The sequence below is a fragment of the Corynebacterium sp. KPL1986 genome (genome assembly GCF_000477975.1).
In the GTDB taxonomy this organism is placed as follows: domain Bacteria; phylum Actinomycetota; class Actinomycetes; order Mycobacteriales; family Mycobacteriaceae; genus Corynebacterium; species Corynebacterium accolens.
In genome coordinates this window covers 942,943-958,077 of record NZ_KI515719.1, presented here as the reverse complement: position 1 = coordinate 958,077, position 15,135 = coordinate 942,943, and the positions used below count along the sequence as shown (strand labels likewise).

Below are 15,135 nucleotides of genomic sequence, written 5' to 3'. Positions count from 1 at the left end.
ATCAAGTTACAGCGTGAAGGAAGATAATGGTGAAAAAGATTTACCCCAAGGTCGATATGACCGGCGGCTCGAGCCGTTTCCCGGACATGGAAGAAGAAGTCCAGAAGTACTGGAAGCAGGACGATACGTTCCAGGCTTCTTTGGAAAAGACCAAGGACTGCCCCGAATACATCTTTTATGATGGCCCTCCCTTTGCCAATGGCTTGCCACACTACGGCCACCTGCTGACCGGTTATGTCAAGGATATCGTGCCGCGTTACCGCACGATGGCCGGAAATTACGTCCCCCGCGTCTTCGGCTGGGATACCCACGGCCTGCCGGCGGAGTTGGAAGCGGAAAAGCAGCTCGGTATTACCGATAAAGCCCAGATCGAAGCCATGGGCCTGGATAAGTTCAATGAGTACTGCGCTAAGTCGGTGCTGGAATACACCGATGAGTGGGAAGATTACGTCAACCGCCAGGCGCGTTGGGTGGACTTTGATAATGGCTACAAGACCATGGATATCAACTTCATGGAATCGGTCATGTGGGCCTTCAAGGAGCTGTATGACAAGGGCCTGATCTACAAGGGCTTCCGCGTCCTGCCGTATTCCTGGGCGGAGCATACCTCCTTGTCCAACCAGGAAACGCGCTTGGATGATTCCTATAAGATGCGCCAGGATCCCACCTTGACGGTGACCTTCCCGGTCGCAGGCGCTCGAGAGGGCACCGCGGCGGAGAAGACACTGGCGGATTACCCCGCGCTTGCCGATGCCTCCTTCCTCGCCTGGACCACCACCCCCTGGACCCTGCCGTCCAACGAGGCGCTGGCGGTTCACCCGGAGGTCTCCTATGCACTGTTTAAGGCCACCGACGGCGAATTCGCCGGCCGCACGTTCATCATGGCCGAAAACCTGCTGGGCACCCTGGAAAAGGAACTGGGTGAGGCGGAGGTGCTGGACACCTTTACCGGCGCGCAGCTCGAGGGCTTTAAGTACGAGCCGATCTTCGGCTTCTTCCCAGACCTGCGCAATGCCTACCAGGTGCTGTTGGCGGACTACGTCACCACCGAAGACGGTACGGGTGTTGTCCACCAGGCACCCGCCTTTGGTGAAGACGATATGAATACCACCAATGAATACGACATCGAGTTGGTGGTCCCAGTGAATGAGGACGGCAAGTTCACCTCCCAGGTCCCGCCATACGAGGGCCAACTGGTCTTCGATGCGAATAAGTCCATCATCAAAGACCTCAAGGCCGCTGGGCGAGTGGTGCGCCACGTCACCATCGAGCACTCCTACCCGCACTCCTGGCGCTCGGGCGAGCCGCTTATCTACATGGCTCTGCCCGCATGGTTCGTAAAGGTCACCGAATTCCGCGATCGCATGGTGGAGCTTAACCACAACGAGATCGAGTGGCTGCCGGAGCACATCCGCGATGGCCAATTTGGTAAGTGGCTGGAAGGCGCCCGCGACTGGAATATCTCCCGCACCCGCTACTGGGGCGCGCCCATCCCGGTGTGGATGTCCGATAATGACGAGTACCCGCGCATGGACGTCTACGGCTCTTTGGATGAGCTGGAGAGGGACTTCGGCAAGCGCCCGGAGTCGCTGCACCGCCCGCACATCGATGAGCTGACCCGCCCCAACCCGGACGATCCCACCGGCAAGTCCACCATGCGCCGCGTGCCGGACGTGCTGGACTGCTGGTTCGAGTCCGGCTCCATGCCGTTTGCGCAAAAGCACTACCCGTTTGAAAACAAGGAGTGGTTTGAAACCCACTCGCCGGCGGACTTCATCGTGGAGTACTCCGGGCAAACCCGCGGCTGGTTCTACCTGCTGCACGTGCTGTCCACCGCGCTGTTTGACCGCCCGGCGTTCAAGAAGGTCGTGGCCCACGGCATCGTCTTGGGCAATGACGGGCTCAAGATGTCCAAGTCCAAGGGCAACTACCCGGATGTCAACGAGGTCTTTGACCGCGATGGTTCCGATGCCATGCGTTGGTTCCTGATGTCCTCGCCCATCCTGCGCGGCGGCAACCTCATCGTCACCGAGCAGGGCATCCGCGAGGGCGTGCGCCAGGCGCTGCTTCCCATCTGGAATGCGTACACCTTCCTGCAGCTCTACGCCGAGCAGGAAGCTAAGTTCGATACGAGTTCCACGCACGTGCTTGACCGCTACATCCTGGCCAAGACCCACGATCTTGTGGCCAATGTCGATGCCGCGCTGGCGGGGACCGATATCGCCACCGCTACCGAAGAGGTTCGCCTTTTCGCCGATGTGCTGACCAACTGGTACGTCCGCCGCTCCCGCGATCGCTTCTGGGGCGGCGAGGATGCCAACCCGGAGGCCTTCAATACCCTCTACACCGTGCTGGAGACCACCACGCGCGTGGTTGCCCCGCTGCTGCCGCACGTCGCCGAGGTCATCTACCGTGGCCTGACCGGTGAGCGCTCCGTCCACCTGGCGGATTTTCCCAAGGCCGAGGATTACCCCGCGGATGCGGACCTGGTTTCTGCCATGGACGCTACCCGCGCGGTGGCATCGGCTGCGTCTTCGGTGCGCAAGGCCAATAAGCTGCGCAACCGCCTGCCACTGCCAAAGCTGACCGTAGCCTTCGCTGGCTCCCAGAGCCTGGCGGACTTCGCCGACATCATCCGCGACGAGGTCAATGTCAAAGAGGTTGAGCTTACTGATGATGTCGATTCCGTCGGCACCTTCCAGGTGGTCTGCAACGCTAAGGTTGCCGGCCCGCGCTTGGGCAAGGATGTCCAGCGCGCCATCAAGAACCTTAAGGCGGGCAACTACGAGCGCCGCGGCGATGAGGTAGTGGTAGACGGCGACATCGTCTTGAGCCCTGAGGAATACACCGAGCGTTTGCAGGCTGCGAACCCGGATTCCACGGCCCGCATCGAGGGCTTGGATGGTCTCGTCGTCCTGGATACCGAGGTCACCGAAGAACTCGAGGCCGAAGGGTGGGCCGCCGACGTCATCCGCGGCCTGCAGGATGCCCGCAAGAATTCCGGCTTCGACGTATCTGACCGCATCTCCGTGGTTCTTGCCGTGCCCGAAGACAAGAAGGAGTGGGCGCAGCGCCACGCTGACACCATCGCGGGCGAGGTGCTGGCTACGGAGTTCTCCGTGGTCACCGAACCGCTTGCGGGTGCCCACGATATCCTCACCGGAGTCACCGCTACCGTAGCGAAGAACTAAGAGCGCACAGCGCGTGCTCTAAACGGCCCGGCCGGATGCTTTCTACAGCGTTCGGCCGGGCCGCTTTGTGCACTTGCGAATCAGTGCGTCCAATAGGCGGGGAACGAATACAAAACACGGGAGATGGAAATGCGGACTGTGATGTGGAGCGTGCCATCGAAGTCGACGCAATCGTTGGAACATGTTTAACTAGGACACCATTGGCAACCGTTACATTGTCCACTAGACCCGCGTCTTTTTAGTGATCGCACACACTTTTTCAGTATGGTTCTTTTAGATGGGAAAACAATATGGTTTACTAATCTTGCGTTCAAAAACGTAAATGGCACGACGCGGGTCGTGTTATCCCACTTTCTGCGGTGTACGCTCATGTTTTCCCTTCCTTGAAGGTAAACCGTGACGTATGGAATCCGTAGCTTGTAGTTCCCCTTGGAAGGTTCGTATGAAACTCAATAAGCGCGTTCTCGCTTCTGCAGCATTGTCTGTATCCCTCGCTACTACCGCTGTTGCTCCCGGCGCATGGGCTGATGATGATGCGCCGCATCTACGGTGCAAACAGAACTTCCGCGTGGGAAGTGATTTTGACGCCGATGCAAACGGCAATGTGGCGGAACACTTGATGCGGAACTGCAAAATGACCGCCGAGCAGATTTCCAAGCTCAATATTGAAGACTTGAAGTCGGTGGCTAAAGAGTTGAAGAAAGCGGACGGTTCTTTCGCTATCAGTCCCGAGGAGATTGACCAGTTAACGACCGCGGAGGTCAACTATGAGGCAGAAATTAATGAAGCTGCCGATAAGGCAGAAGAACCGGGCGACAATCCGGGTGCCGGTGACAAAATGCCAAAGCCGCCGGTGCCGGGCAATGAATCTGGAGAGGGCAGCTCTAACTTCGGCAATATTTTTGGCGTAATTTCTGGTCTTGCTGGTTTGGCCACTGTGGTGGCAGGCATTGCTAAAATCTTCAACCAGAACGCAGGCCTGGCCCGTATCTTGCAGCCACTGCGTGACTTCTTGGCACAGTTCAACATCAAGTTCTAATTCCATCTGAGACTGTGCTTCAGATGGGAACTTAACCGGAGCCCTCCTTGCGGAGGTGCTCCGGTTCTTTTTGGTTAAAGGAGGGCAGGGAAGCGGCCTCTGATTGTTTAGCTTTAGGCTCGCGCTACTTGATGTACCGAGTGGACATCCCCATTTAACGGGGTCCACTATCGATAAGCGTTATGCTGCGCTACAGGCATGGCTATTGAGTGATGTCGCACACTTTTTAGCGGGGGAACTATTGAACGGGAAACCAATATGATTTACTAATTCTGCGTTTAAAAACGTCAATGGCACGACATGGGTCGTGTTATCCCACTTTCTGCGGTGTCCGCTCATGCTTTCCTTTCCTTGAAAGTACATTGAGGCGTTTAGGGCCCGTAGCTTGTAGTACCCCTTGGAAGGTTCGTATGAAACTTAATAAGCGTGTTCTCGCTTCTGTGGCGCTCTCTGTGTCCCTCGTAACTACCGCTGTTACTCCAGTCGCTTGGGCTGCTGATGAGCACCTTACCTGTGCGCAGAACTTCCAGGCAGGCATCGATATTGATGCTGCAATCAATGTCAACATTGCGAAACATCTGCAGCGTAACTGCAATTGGAGTGGGGACCAGATCTCTCTGCTAAATGTTGAGGAATTGAGAGAAGTGGCTAAGCAGCTCTTGAGTGCAGACGGTACTCGTCTCCATTCTGAAGAAGCGCTGAATCATGTGCTACCTTCTTGGGTCGCCGGGGTGGTGTATTACAATAATGCTTTATCCGGCGATGGTGGCATGGGCCCTGCGGGTGATGAACAGCAGCCTGGAGCTTCTCTAATGGTAAACGATGCCAAAGTGGGGGATAAGGAAGTTACCGGCTCGCTTTTTGTGCTCCCGGGTCAAATCAAAAAAATTTGGATTGCTTTCCCGAACTTCAAAATTTTAGAGCTTCAACTTCAGGGAAATTCCTCTAAAGGTGAAGTTATCTCCTTTAAATTCGACGTTCCTCAAGGGGTTGAGCTAAAGGCCAACGATGAAATATCCGTTTTCCCAATTTACTATGATTATGGCGTAGATAAACCCGTCAAGGTTGTTGTTAAGTCTGCTGGTAATGTGTTCCTATATAGGTTGTCAACTCCGTGGGTGAGTTTGTTGGGGGTGTGAAGGGCTTCTGCTTTGCCTCGTAGATGTTGTTTTCGGGCACGGTGAGGAGCCGATTGGGCTTTTGCGCAATCGGCTTGAGGTGAGGGTCTGTTGGTTCTAGGCTGCTGCGGCCTCCTGGGCTGTGGAGATATCTCGGTAGAGCTCGCCGTTTCGCATCATGGCGAAGAGAACGTTGAGGCGTCGGCGTGCGAGTGCGACGACTGCGGCGTTGTGTCTTTTGCCTTCTTTGCGTTTTCGTTCATAGAATTGCCGGGAACGCTCGTGGAATCTGATCGATGCAAAAGATGATTGCCATAGGGCGTTCTTTAATTTTTTGTTGCCAGCCCTGTTGGGTGAATTCGACATAATGGACGTTCCCGACTGATTCGTCCGCGGTGATAGGCCTGCATAGGACGCTAGGTGGGCTGCATCGGGGAAGTCGGACATATCGCCAACAGTCATGAGGATCTGCGCGGCGCTACGCGGGCCGATACCAGGCATGGATAAAAGAATCTCGGTCTGCGGAATGTCCTGAATCAGCTTGAGTACCTGCGCTTCGATTTCCTTGCGGTGCTCTAGTTTGGCCAGTGCATCTGTGGCGGACATTGTGACGCCAAGTTCGGCGTATTCTGCGCCGGCAATGGACACGGTCTGTTCGTGGATGGCAGCAAGCATGGCATCGATGACAGGCTCAGGATTGCGTGCCCTGTGTTTGCGTGCAAAGGCTTTCAGGCGTGTTCTACCGATGCGTCGAATCTTGGTGGGGCCACCGTATTTCGCAAGTAGGTGGAGGATCCACTTTCGGTGAATCATCTGTCCGCGCAGGACATGTTCGAATGCAGGATAGGTTCCCACGAGCGCGGATCGCATCTGGTTAATCAGGCGTGTGTAGGCCCGGGCGAGGTCTTCGTCGATACCGTTGAGAACTTTCAGCTGGATAAAGACGTCCTCAACGCGGTCGACACTGCGCAAGGAATCTGGAAGGTTAAGACCGGCATGGGCGATAACGTAGGCGTCGCGCACATCGGTCTTACAGTTGCCGACGTGGATGCGAGAGAGCTGCCGCATGGCAAGTCCTGGTAGATAGCGAACGTCGACGCCCATGTCTTGGGCGACTGCGACGGTTAACCGGCCGATGTTGTTGGGTTGATCGACAATGACAAGGACCGAGGCGTCGTCAGCGAGGAATTGGCCAAAGAGCTTGCGTAGCGAGCCTTCATGCTGGTTGATGCGCCTGGACAGGACTTGTCTGCCTTGGGGATCGAGGACGCAGGCGTGGTGGAAGTATTTGCCGACGTCCACGCCAATGACGAAGTCATAGGCCATGGGTGTATGCCTCCTGGCGATGAATGAGAAGTTGGATTATTTAAGCTTCATCGCTGGGGTTGGTCGGACATACTTCACGCTGGCATCCACATTACTGTGAGACCTCATACCACCTGGGCTGGGTCAGGTTCCTATTAGCAGTTTGGAGTATGTCACTGCCTTCGGCGGCATCACCCCCCGGATCATTGTCAGACAGGGACAGAAATAAGCCATACCGAAGCCAGCGACTAGTTCCATTGCCACAAGGCAGAAGGAACGCAGATAAACATAACCTGCCCCAGCATGGGGCTAGGATTACGAATCCTGGGCTCCTCCGAGCGGAACTGCTAACAACGTAATGGGCACGTACCTGGTACTGCAAGGGTTTTCTTTCATAGTTGATGCGACACCACGATTCGTTGGTGTCGCATCAACTTCTACTTTGAAAGAAGCTCATTGTTGTGGCTAACTTCAAACAGATTCTTACGATATGCCTTGACGGTGCTAGCTATACGCAGATCGCACATACATTGGGGCGGGGCCTAACCCCGACGTGTCCATTTTCCGGGGGTCAGGCCCTCAGTCGTAAGCCGTCTCAACAACGGCCACCGAATCCGCATAGGAGACTTTGACATGCGCAAAGCCACATCCCAATAGGACCGGACAAATAGAGCATAAAGCCGGGCCGACTCATTCGGGCCGCCCCGGTACCAACTACCCAGAACACGGCAGTACCGAGTCCCCAGAACACCGGTACCAAAAACTCGCATCTGACACCTGACCGCCTCTCGGTGGTCCTTTGCGTGCCCAAAGATAAGAAGGAGTGGGCGCAGCGCCACGCTGACACCATCGCCGGCGAGGTATTGGCTGCGGAGTTCTCCTTGGTTGAGATTCCCTGGTAAGGCGTATGACGTTGTCGACAGGATTACCGCCAACGTCGCGAAGAAGTAAGTAAAACTCTCCTCTCATCGTCCGAGTGGCCAGTGAGAGGAGGCTGTGGAATGTCTAAATCCGTATTCTTGAGATTGCGTAGAATGGTGGAAATTATGGCCCCATTCAAGAAAGAAATTTCATGAGCAAGGACACCGAAAGTGAATTCGCTGAGGCTATCCGCAGCGGCTCAGCCTCGCTGGGCGTGGAGCTAGGCTCAACTCGAATTAAAGCTTGTTTGATCAATCAGTCGGGCACGGTTCTAGCTACCGGTTCGCATACCTGGGATAACGACTATATCGAGGGGCACTGGACCTATTCTTTAGAAGATGTCTGGTCCGGGCTGCGTGCCGCCTACTCAGAGGTAAAAGCCACCGTGGAGCAGCAAACGGGGCACAACCTTTCTCGACTCCGCAGCATGGGTGTCTCTGCGATGATGCATGGTTACTTGCCATTTGACGTCGACGGCAAACAGCTCGTTCCATTCCGGACATGGCGGGACACTTATACCGGAGAGGCCGCAGAAGAGCTTTCCGATTTATTTGGCGTCAATATTCCGATGCGCTGGTCGGTGGCCCATTTTTATCAAGCACTACGTGCTGAAGAACCCCACGTAGGAGACATCAAATTCCTCACTACGCTGGCAGGCTATGTTCATTGGCAATTGACCGATAAGAAGGTACTCGGCGTCGGCGATGCTTCAGGCATGTTTCCCATAGATCCTCATACGGGTGAATATGACTCAACAGCCCTAGAGAAGTTTCGAGAAACTACCGGTTATGATATTGCTGCGCTATTGCCGACTCCACTGTCCGCAGGCGCGGAAGCAGGCGTTTTGGAACACCCTGAACTGCTGGATCCAAGTGGTGATCTTCAATCGGGCGTGGCTTTGTGTCCACCCGAAGGTGACGCCGGTACCGGAATGGTGGCGACGAATGCCGTCAGTGTAAATACCGGAAATGTCAGTGTGGGAACTTCAATTTTCGCAATGCTGGTTCACGAAAATCCTTTGAGTCAGGCTTACCCGGAAATTGACCCAGTTACTACTCCAACGGGTATTCCCGTTTCAATGGTCCACTGTAATAACGGTGCACAAGAGATTTCGGACTGGACGTCGCTCTTCAGCGATGTAGCGGTAGCCTTCGGTGCCAAAGGCATTGACAGTATGGACGATGTTTACACCGCCATTTTGACCGAGGCCCTCCGCGGTGAGCCCGACGGTGGTGGGGTAGTAGTGTACCCATTTCGAGCTGGTGAGCCAGTAGCGGGCCTACTTGAAGGCCGCCCCATGGTAGCGCGTACTCCAAATGCCAATTTTACCCTCGCGAATTTGATGCGTGCGAACCTGTACAGTGTGTTCGCCTCCCTCGCCCTGGGCATGCGGTTATTAGAAAAAGAGGGAATTTCGGTCGAGGTTATCCAGGCACACGGTGGGATCTTCCGCACCGTGGGCGTCGCCCAGCGCTTTCTGGCAGCTGCATTAAAGACACCAGTGGCTGTGGCTGAATCAGCCGGTGAAGGGGGAGCATGGGGAATCGCCCTTCTCGCGAGTTATATGGGTTCGGAAAAGGACCTGTCAGATTATTTGAACGAGGAAATTTTTAGCGGCGATGATGCTACGCGAGTACGTCAACCAGATCGACGCGAAATCGACGGCTTTGCTACGTACCTTGACCGTTTCGTCGCCGGACTGGAAATGCAGGAAGCGGCTACAAGAGTGCTGCCAATAGATTCTCAAGAAGACTAAAACAGATTTACCAAAAAGGAGAAGCAATGGTACAACAACTTTCAGATTTTCACTCGGAAGTACAGGCTAAGGTTGCTGAAACTCGTCAGCGCGTAAGCAATCTGCATGCAGAATTGCCGCGATGGGAATTGGTGGTATGGACTGCGGGAAATATCTCAGAACGAATCATCATTGACCCTTCGGGTGAGCCAAGCGAGCAGGACATTTTTGTAATAAAGCCCTCCGGTGTGCGCTATGAAGAGCTGAGCGCCGAGGCGATGGTGGTCTGCGATATTGATGGTGAGCTCATCGATGGAACTCGTGCCCCATCGTCCGATACTGCAGCCCATGCTTATGTGTATAAGCACATGCCAGAAGTTGGCGGTGTTGTCCATACCCATTCGAGTTTTGCGACTGCGTGGGCGGCTCGCGGCGAAGAGATACCGTGTGTTCTGACCATGATGGCAGATGAGTTTGGTGGTCCAGTGCCAGTCGGCCCCTTTGCCATTATCGGCGATGATTCCATTGGCCGGGGCATCGTGGAAACTTTGCGCGAGTCTCGTTCACCAGCGGTGCTAATGCAAAACCATGGACCTTTTACCATCGGTGCAGATGCAGAAAAGGCTGTAAAGGCTGCAGTAATGGTTGAAGAAGTTGCGCGGGCCGTGCACTTGGCCAAAGAACTAGGTGAGCCGAAGCCTATTCCGCAAGACGCTATCGAAAGCCTAAATAACCGTTACCAAAATGTGTATGGGCAATAGTAATACTGAATGAAAAGAGGACGACAGTTCATAGTCCGTCGTCCTCCATGGTGCAACGTGCTGATGTGTAACCTCGCGGTTTGACCGCAAGACACCGTCCAATTATTGAGCAGTAATGAAAATCTTGATGTGTTCTGGGCTCTTCATCGCCTCAAGAGCTTCTTCATACTGATCCACGGGGAAGGTACCAGTGACCAAATCTCCGAGTTTCTCGTGTAATGAAGCCATGCGTTCGGCAGCAGCCGGATACATATTGGCCAAAGACTGGGACCCAATCAGCGAGATTTCCTTTTCGAAGAGATCGATGGGATGGAAGTCAATCGTGGCATCTGGAGATGCGACGCCCATTTGGATGAGGCGTCCGCGTTTACCGAGGATACGAATGGCATCAGCAATCGCGTCCGCGTGCCCAGAAGCATCGAGTGTGAGGTCATAGGAATCACGCTCCAGCTCGGCGGCGGACTCCACAGCTTGCGCCGCTCCCAGCTTCAGGGCTTGTTTGCGACGAGTTGGGTTGGGCTCGACGACAGAAACACTGGTAGCACCTTCATCCAGCGCGACGATAAGTGCCACTAGGCCGATAGAACCTGCACCGAAGATAACCATGTCTTGGTCCCTCCAATCCGGTGCTCGATCGAGCGCATGCAGGACACAGGATAGAGGCTCGGTCAGTGGAGCGACGTGGTGGGGAATATCAGCTGATAACTTATAAACAAACTCTGCAGGCATGGCTACGTACTCTGCGCACGAACCATCTTGGATAATGCCGGCTGGCGAGATTTGTTCACAGAGATTGGTGGCTTCTTGTTTACACCATGTGCATTTACCACACGTGACATTGGGATTTGCTCCCACGTAATCACCAACGGCAATGTCCAAGACATCGTCTCCCACTTTAGTGACGTAGCCAGCCATCTCATGTCCTAGGATTAGAGGGTACTTGCTAGTGACATAATCACCTTTTACTAGATGTAAATCGGTTCCGCAGATCCCTGTTCCTACCGGTTCGATGACCACTTCTGTGGGCTTCGGCTGGGGTACAGGGACGTTTTTGATTTCGATATCGCCATGTCCGGTCGTTACCACAGCGCGCATAGTGTCAGTCATTGGTACTCCTTAGAATTTTCGATTAGTCCAGCTCAGAAAGCAGCATATCTAGCGTAGCTATGGAGCCTTGGGCATGCAGCGATTCAAGAACGCGAGCGTACTCAGCGGTAAAGATAGAGTTCTCGCATAAGTCGCCAAAGATTTCTCGGTCGCGGATGAAGGCTAAAGAATCAGTGCGGTTGCTTTGTGCATTGCGCTGCAGGCGGTCAGCCAGGGGATCGACGATAGTGATCGCGTCACCACTCTCGTCTATGCCCTCAGCGTAGCGTGCCCACGATGCCACGATTGCCGCCGACAGGGTTACCGGCGCGTTGCCAGCGGCCAAATTCTCCCGCACGACAGGCAGTAGCCATTTCGGAATACGATCCGAAGATTCGGCACATAGGCGCGCAACGGTGTCCTTGACGGCCGAATTGCCGAAGCGGTCAATGAGTTCCTTACGGTAGGCATCCAAGTCGACTCCCGGCAGAGGCTGCAAAGACGGAGTGCCTTCCCGCTCCATATAAGCAAGCAGAAAGTCTTGGAAGCGATGATCTGCCATCACATCGTGTACTAGACGGTGACCTGCGAGATAGCCGAAATAGCATAGGCCCTGGTGAGAAGCATTGAGCAGGCGTAGTTTCATGAGCTCATAAGGAACAACATCGTCGACTACTTCTACACCAACATCTTCATAAGGCGGACGATCATTGACGAAATTCTCCTCGAGCACCCACTGCGTGAAGTCCTCGCAGGAAACAGGCCATTCATCAACGTAGCCAAATTTTTCACTAATTTCCGAACGGTCTGCATCGGTTGTTTCCGGGGTAATGCGGTCAACCATGGAATTTGGGAACGAAACATGCCCCTCGATCCACTCCGCTAATTCGGAATCTACAGCGCCTGCGAAGGCTTTGAACATGCGATGCGCCATTTCGCCATTGCCCTGGATATTATCGCAGGACATGACCGTGAATGGAGCAGTTTCTTGGCGCCAGCGAGAAATCAACGCGGCAGTGACTAACCCATAAAAGGTCCGAAGCTGAGAAAAGTCTCCTTTTTGCAAGTCCAAAATATCGGCAGCGACATGTTCATTGTTTAGGTCGAATTCGCCCTTAACGTGGTCGAAATTATAGCCACCTTCCGTCACCGTCAGCGAGACAATGCGGATTTGTGGATCGGCGAGAAGCTTTACCGCAGCTGCTGGGTCATCAGGGGAGTAGACGTAATCGATTATCGATCCCACGACGCGAGATTCTTCCGTACCGTCTGGGGATTTTTCAGTCAGGGTGTAGAGGCAGTCTTGGGAGTGGAGGGCGTCGCGCATCCGGGCGTCGGAAGGCATAACGCCCATTCCAATGATGCCGAAATCCATCGCCTTGCCTTGGCTCATGAGCTTATCTAAGTATAGCGCCTGGTGCGCGCGGTGGAATCCGCCAACGCCAAAGTGGACGATACCTGGGGCGACTTCGCTCCGGTCATAGTCTGGGACCTTTACCTGAGCGGACAGGGCGTTGAGATTATTCGTGGATAGGTGCATGAAAGACTCCTATGGTTTTTGGATTGGGGGAACGTCACCTTGGGCTGCGGCTTCTTCAAAAGTCTCGTCTTCGGCAAGCTCAGGGACACCATCAAAGCCTGGTTGGGTCCCCCGAAGGCTATGCGCCATGAGAGCTGCCAGTGCAAATAAGATGACGAAGATGATTACGAGACCTGTAGCTCCAACTAAGGGGTAAAAGATGGCCACCAACGCAGGGCCGGCAGCGACGGCGCCACCGACACCAAGGTTATACGCAGCCATCGCGGCACCTGGGCGAGAAGGATTTAGCGAGACTGCAAGTGGCGAAAGCGGTACGAATCCGGCCAAGGTGACGCCAAAGAGCGCGCCGCAGGCAAGAGTCAATGCGAACCCGACGCCGTCCGGCAGGCCAATGCTGACTGACATCATGGGCACGAAGTACACCAGTGCCATCATGACTCCGCAGCCGACCGCACCAGCCCATACGACGGTTTTGGACCAGCCGAGCTTATCTCCGAGGTTGCCGAAAAGGAGATTGAACGGCAGGTTCACGGAGTAAATCACGGTGGTCAAGATGAGGAACCATGACAGGGGCCAATTTAGGTCGTCGGTGAAATAGGCTGGGAAAAATACCGCCATTGCGTAGGTAGGAATGGAGTTGATGGTGCGGATATAAGTAACAAACCGCGCCTTGCGATTCCGGATAATCAGCCGGAAGGAAGCACCTAGGGTTTGTGTCACATCATCAGCATCTTCTACCAGCGGCTTGCGACCGATGCGCTCTTTGACTCCGATAAGTGCGCAGGCAGCACCAATGATGACCAGGGTCAGAGAGACCCACAGGGTCTGATAGAAATCCAGGTTGAACCAGGAAATGGAAATTGTAGCGACGAGGGCACCCAAGGTGGGAAGTCCAGCAGAGAAGGAAACATAGAACCAGCCCGTGCCTGTTCCTAGTTTTTTGGCAGGAGATACCGCGGTAATCCAGACCAAAAAAGCGTAGGCGAATAGCGGGTAACCGAAACCGCGTAACCCATACGACAAAAAGATGAGCACTGTATTGCTAGTGGTCAATGCCAGAAGCAGGAAGATGAGTTCGAAAAATATCCAAATAGCGGCACCGAGCATCATGACTTTGCGTGGACCCCACAGGTCGGACAGAGCTGCGGCAAAGAAGGCAGCAATTGCCACGGCGATGCCGTAGACAGTTACGAGGGTGCCCGCAAGGGAGACGCTGAAACCGTGTTCGCTGGAGAGGAAAGGCTCCAAGATGTTGGTCTCAACGCCATCACCAATCATGAAAATTGTTAAGCCGATGAAGCCCCAAACCAGTGGCCTTGGCAAACCAAGGCGGTCCACAAGTGGTTGTTGTGCCATGGGTTCTCCGTTTCTTATTTCAACTCTGCCCGAACTAGTGAGCTGTGGCAGGCAAGAGCGTTTATGTGATCTGTATTTCATAAACTAACATCAAATCCACAAACGTCAACATTTTTAGAGCGATAGTCCTTGGAAATATGGAATTTTACAAACTTAATGATGTTTTATTTGCTCAATCATGTTGAAAATGGGGAAAGTCTGCTAATAATTAGCACATGTAATGTTAATTTTTTCGGTCGCGGAGAGAGGGATTACGTGGAAAAGATGGGTGCCCGTGCGCGGCGCGCTGGAATACTGGACACACTGCGAGTAGAGAAATCAGTTCGCACCGAGAGCTTGGCGGAACGGTTTAATGTGAGTGCGATGACCATCCATCGCGACCTTGCAGAGCTGGAAGCTAGCGGAAAGCTGAGCCGTGTTTGGGGCGGTGCCCGCTCGGTGGATAGTGATTTCATCGAAAGGGATGTCGCCATCAGGCGGACTACCAATAAGGAGATAAAAACAGCGTTGGCTAAGGAAGTCCGCAGTTTAGTTGAGCCTGGGGAGATAATTGCCTTGGATGATTCGACGACTGCAGAAGCCTGCTTGCGTTCTTTGCTGGAAACCAAACCTGCAGGGGTCATAACGCATTCTTTGCATATCATGCACGAAGTAAGCAAAGTAGCGCCGGAGGTGACCTTGACTGGTGTTGGAGGTAGGTATGTCGCCGCTACGGATTCATTTTTGGGAAATTCTTCTGTCCGAGCCTTGAAAAGTCTGAACGCGACGGTATCCATTGTCTCCACAACGTGCATCACGAAAGCAGGACTGTGTCACCCAGATGAGGATGCGGCCGTGACTAAAACGGCCTTCCTCGAGTTGGGCGCGCGCCAGATTTTGGTCAGTGATTCCTCGAAGTTTGCAAACTCAGGGATGCATTTCGTCGCGAAACTGACTGACTTTGACCACATTGTTATGGATATGAATACGACAGAAGAGCAGCGCCAACAGTTAGAATCATCCGGAGCGCAATTACACTGGGTCGAAACTCCCAAGCCAGAGCCTACGGTGCCAACGCCATTTCTTCTGTCCTAAGTAACGAAA

Annotated in this window: 10 protein-coding genes; 6 read left to right on the top strand and 4 right to left on the bottom strand. The window is 54.0% G+C overall.

Features of this window, described 5'->3' with window-relative positions; genetic code table 11:
- Positions 1-26: 26 nt before the first annotated feature.
- From ileS to HMPREF1287_RS04440, 3 genes are all read left to right on the top strand, one after another.
- Entirely contained in the window at positions 27-3,191 is a 3,165-nt protein-coding gene (ileS, locus tag HMPREF1287_RS04450; protein ID WP_023017242.1) for an isoleucine--tRNA ligase, read from the top strand.
- 442 nt (positions 3,192-3,633) lie between these two features.
- Positions 3,634-4,230 carry a hypothetical protein gene (locus HMPREF1287_RS04445; RefSeq protein WP_023017243.1) on the top strand — a complete coding sequence of 199 codons (597 nt, stop codon included), beginning with the start codon at positions 3,634-3,636 and terminating at the stop codon, positions 4,228-4,230.
- 410 nt (positions 4,231-4,640) lie between these two features.
- Entirely contained in the window at positions 4,641-5,369 is a 729-nt protein-coding gene (locus tag HMPREF1287_RS04440; protein WP_023017244.1) for a hypothetical protein, read from the top strand.
- Positions 5,370-5,465: 96 nt separating this feature from the next.
- On the opposite strand, the gene HMPREF1287_RS04435 is transcribed toward HMPREF1287_RS04440, so the two are convergent.
- Positions 5,466-6,674, bottom strand: a complete 1,209-nt coding sequence (locus HMPREF1287_RS04435; protein WP_023018187.1) for an IS110 family transposase — start codon at positions 6,672-6,674, stop codon at positions 5,466-5,468.
- A 1,051-nt stretch (positions 6,675-7,725) separates the two neighbouring features.
- Here HMPREF1287_RS04435 and HMPREF1287_RS04430 point away from each other — a divergent pair.
- Complete coding sequence (locus tag HMPREF1287_RS04430; RefSeq protein ID WP_023017247.1) at positions 7,726-9,330, top strand: xylulokinase; 1,605 nt, start codon at positions 7,726-7,728, stop codon at positions 9,328-9,330.
- 26 nt (positions 9,331-9,356) lie between these two features.
- On the top strand, positions 9,357-10,070 hold the full coding sequence (locus tag HMPREF1287_RS04425) for an L-ribulose-5-phosphate 4-epimerase (protein WP_023017248.1): 714 nt from the start codon (positions 9,357-9,359) through the stop codon (positions 10,068-10,070).
- A 102-nt stretch (positions 10,071-10,172) separates the two neighbouring features.
- Here the strand turns inward: HMPREF1287_RS04425 and HMPREF1287_RS04420 are convergent, their stop codons facing one another.
- From HMPREF1287_RS04420 to HMPREF1287_RS04410, 3 genes are read right to left on the bottom strand one after another with little or no spacing between them, the layout of a single operon-like run.
- Entirely contained in the window at positions 10,173-11,177 is a 1,005-nt protein-coding gene (locus HMPREF1287_RS04420) for a zinc-binding dehydrogenase (RefSeq protein ID WP_023017249.1), read from the bottom strand.
- Positions 11,178-11,199: 22 nt separating this feature from the next.
- A complete protein-coding gene (locus HMPREF1287_RS04415; protein WP_023017250.1) occupies positions 11,200-12,696 on the bottom strand; it encodes a mannitol dehydrogenase family protein in 1,497 nt (498 codons plus the stop codon).
- A gap of 9 nt (positions 12,697-12,705) precedes the next feature.
- The gene (locus HMPREF1287_RS04410) at positions 12,706-14,052 is read right to left on the bottom strand and encodes an MFS transporter (RefSeq protein WP_023017251.1); all 1,347 of its coding nucleotides are present in this window, start codon (positions 14,050-14,052) and stop codon (positions 12,706-12,708) included.
- 156 nt (positions 14,053-14,208) lie between these two features.
- Here HMPREF1287_RS04410 and HMPREF1287_RS04405 point away from each other — a divergent pair, with 156 nt between their 5' ends.
- Positions 14,209-15,126, top strand: a complete 918-nt coding sequence (locus HMPREF1287_RS04405) for a DeoR/GlpR family DNA-binding transcription regulator (RefSeq protein ID WP_023017252.1) — start codon at positions 14,209-14,211, stop codon at positions 15,124-15,126.
- Positions 15,127-15,135: the final 9 nt, after the last annotated feature.

What these genes read in the sequence shown, in the direction of transcription:
- ileS (WP_023017242.1), top strand. Translation starts at nt 27, where the DNA reads ATGGTGAAAAAGATTTACCCCAAGGTCGATATGACCGGCGGCTCGAGC.
- HMPREF1287_RS04445 (WP_023017243.1), top strand. Translation starts at nt 3,634, where the DNA reads ATGAAACTCAATAAGCGCGTTCTCGCTTCTGCAGCATTGTCTGTATCC.
- HMPREF1287_RS04440 (WP_023017244.1), top strand. Translation starts at nt 4,641, where the DNA reads ATGAAACTTAATAAGCGTGTTCTCGCTTCTGTGGCGCTCTCTGTGTCC.
- HMPREF1287_RS04435 (WP_023018187.1), bottom strand. Translation starts at nt 6,674, where the DNA reads ATGGCCTATGACTTCGTCATTGGCGTGGACGTCGGCAAATACTTCCAC.
- HMPREF1287_RS04430 (WP_023017247.1), top strand. Translation starts at nt 7,726, where the DNA reads ATGAGCAAGGACACCGAAAGTGAATTCGCTGAGGCTATCCGCAGCGGC.
- HMPREF1287_RS04425 (WP_023017248.1), top strand. Translation starts at nt 9,357, where the DNA reads ATGGTACAACAACTTTCAGATTTTCACTCGGAAGTACAGGCTAAGGTT.
- HMPREF1287_RS04420 (WP_023017249.1), bottom strand. Translation starts at nt 11,177, where the DNA reads ATGACTGACACTATGCGCGCTGTGGTAACGACCGGACATGGCGATATC.
- HMPREF1287_RS04415 (WP_023017250.1), bottom strand. Translation starts at nt 12,696, where the DNA reads ATGCACCTATCCACGAATAATCTCAACGCCCTGTCCGCTCAGGTAAAG.
- HMPREF1287_RS04410 (WP_023017251.1), bottom strand. Translation starts at nt 14,052, where the DNA reads ATGGCACAACAACCACTTGTGGACCGCCTTGGTTTGCCAAGGCCACTG.
- HMPREF1287_RS04405 (WP_023017252.1), top strand. Translation starts at nt 14,209, where the DNA reads ATGATGTTTTATTTGCTCAATCATGTTGAAAATGGGGAAAGTCTGCTA.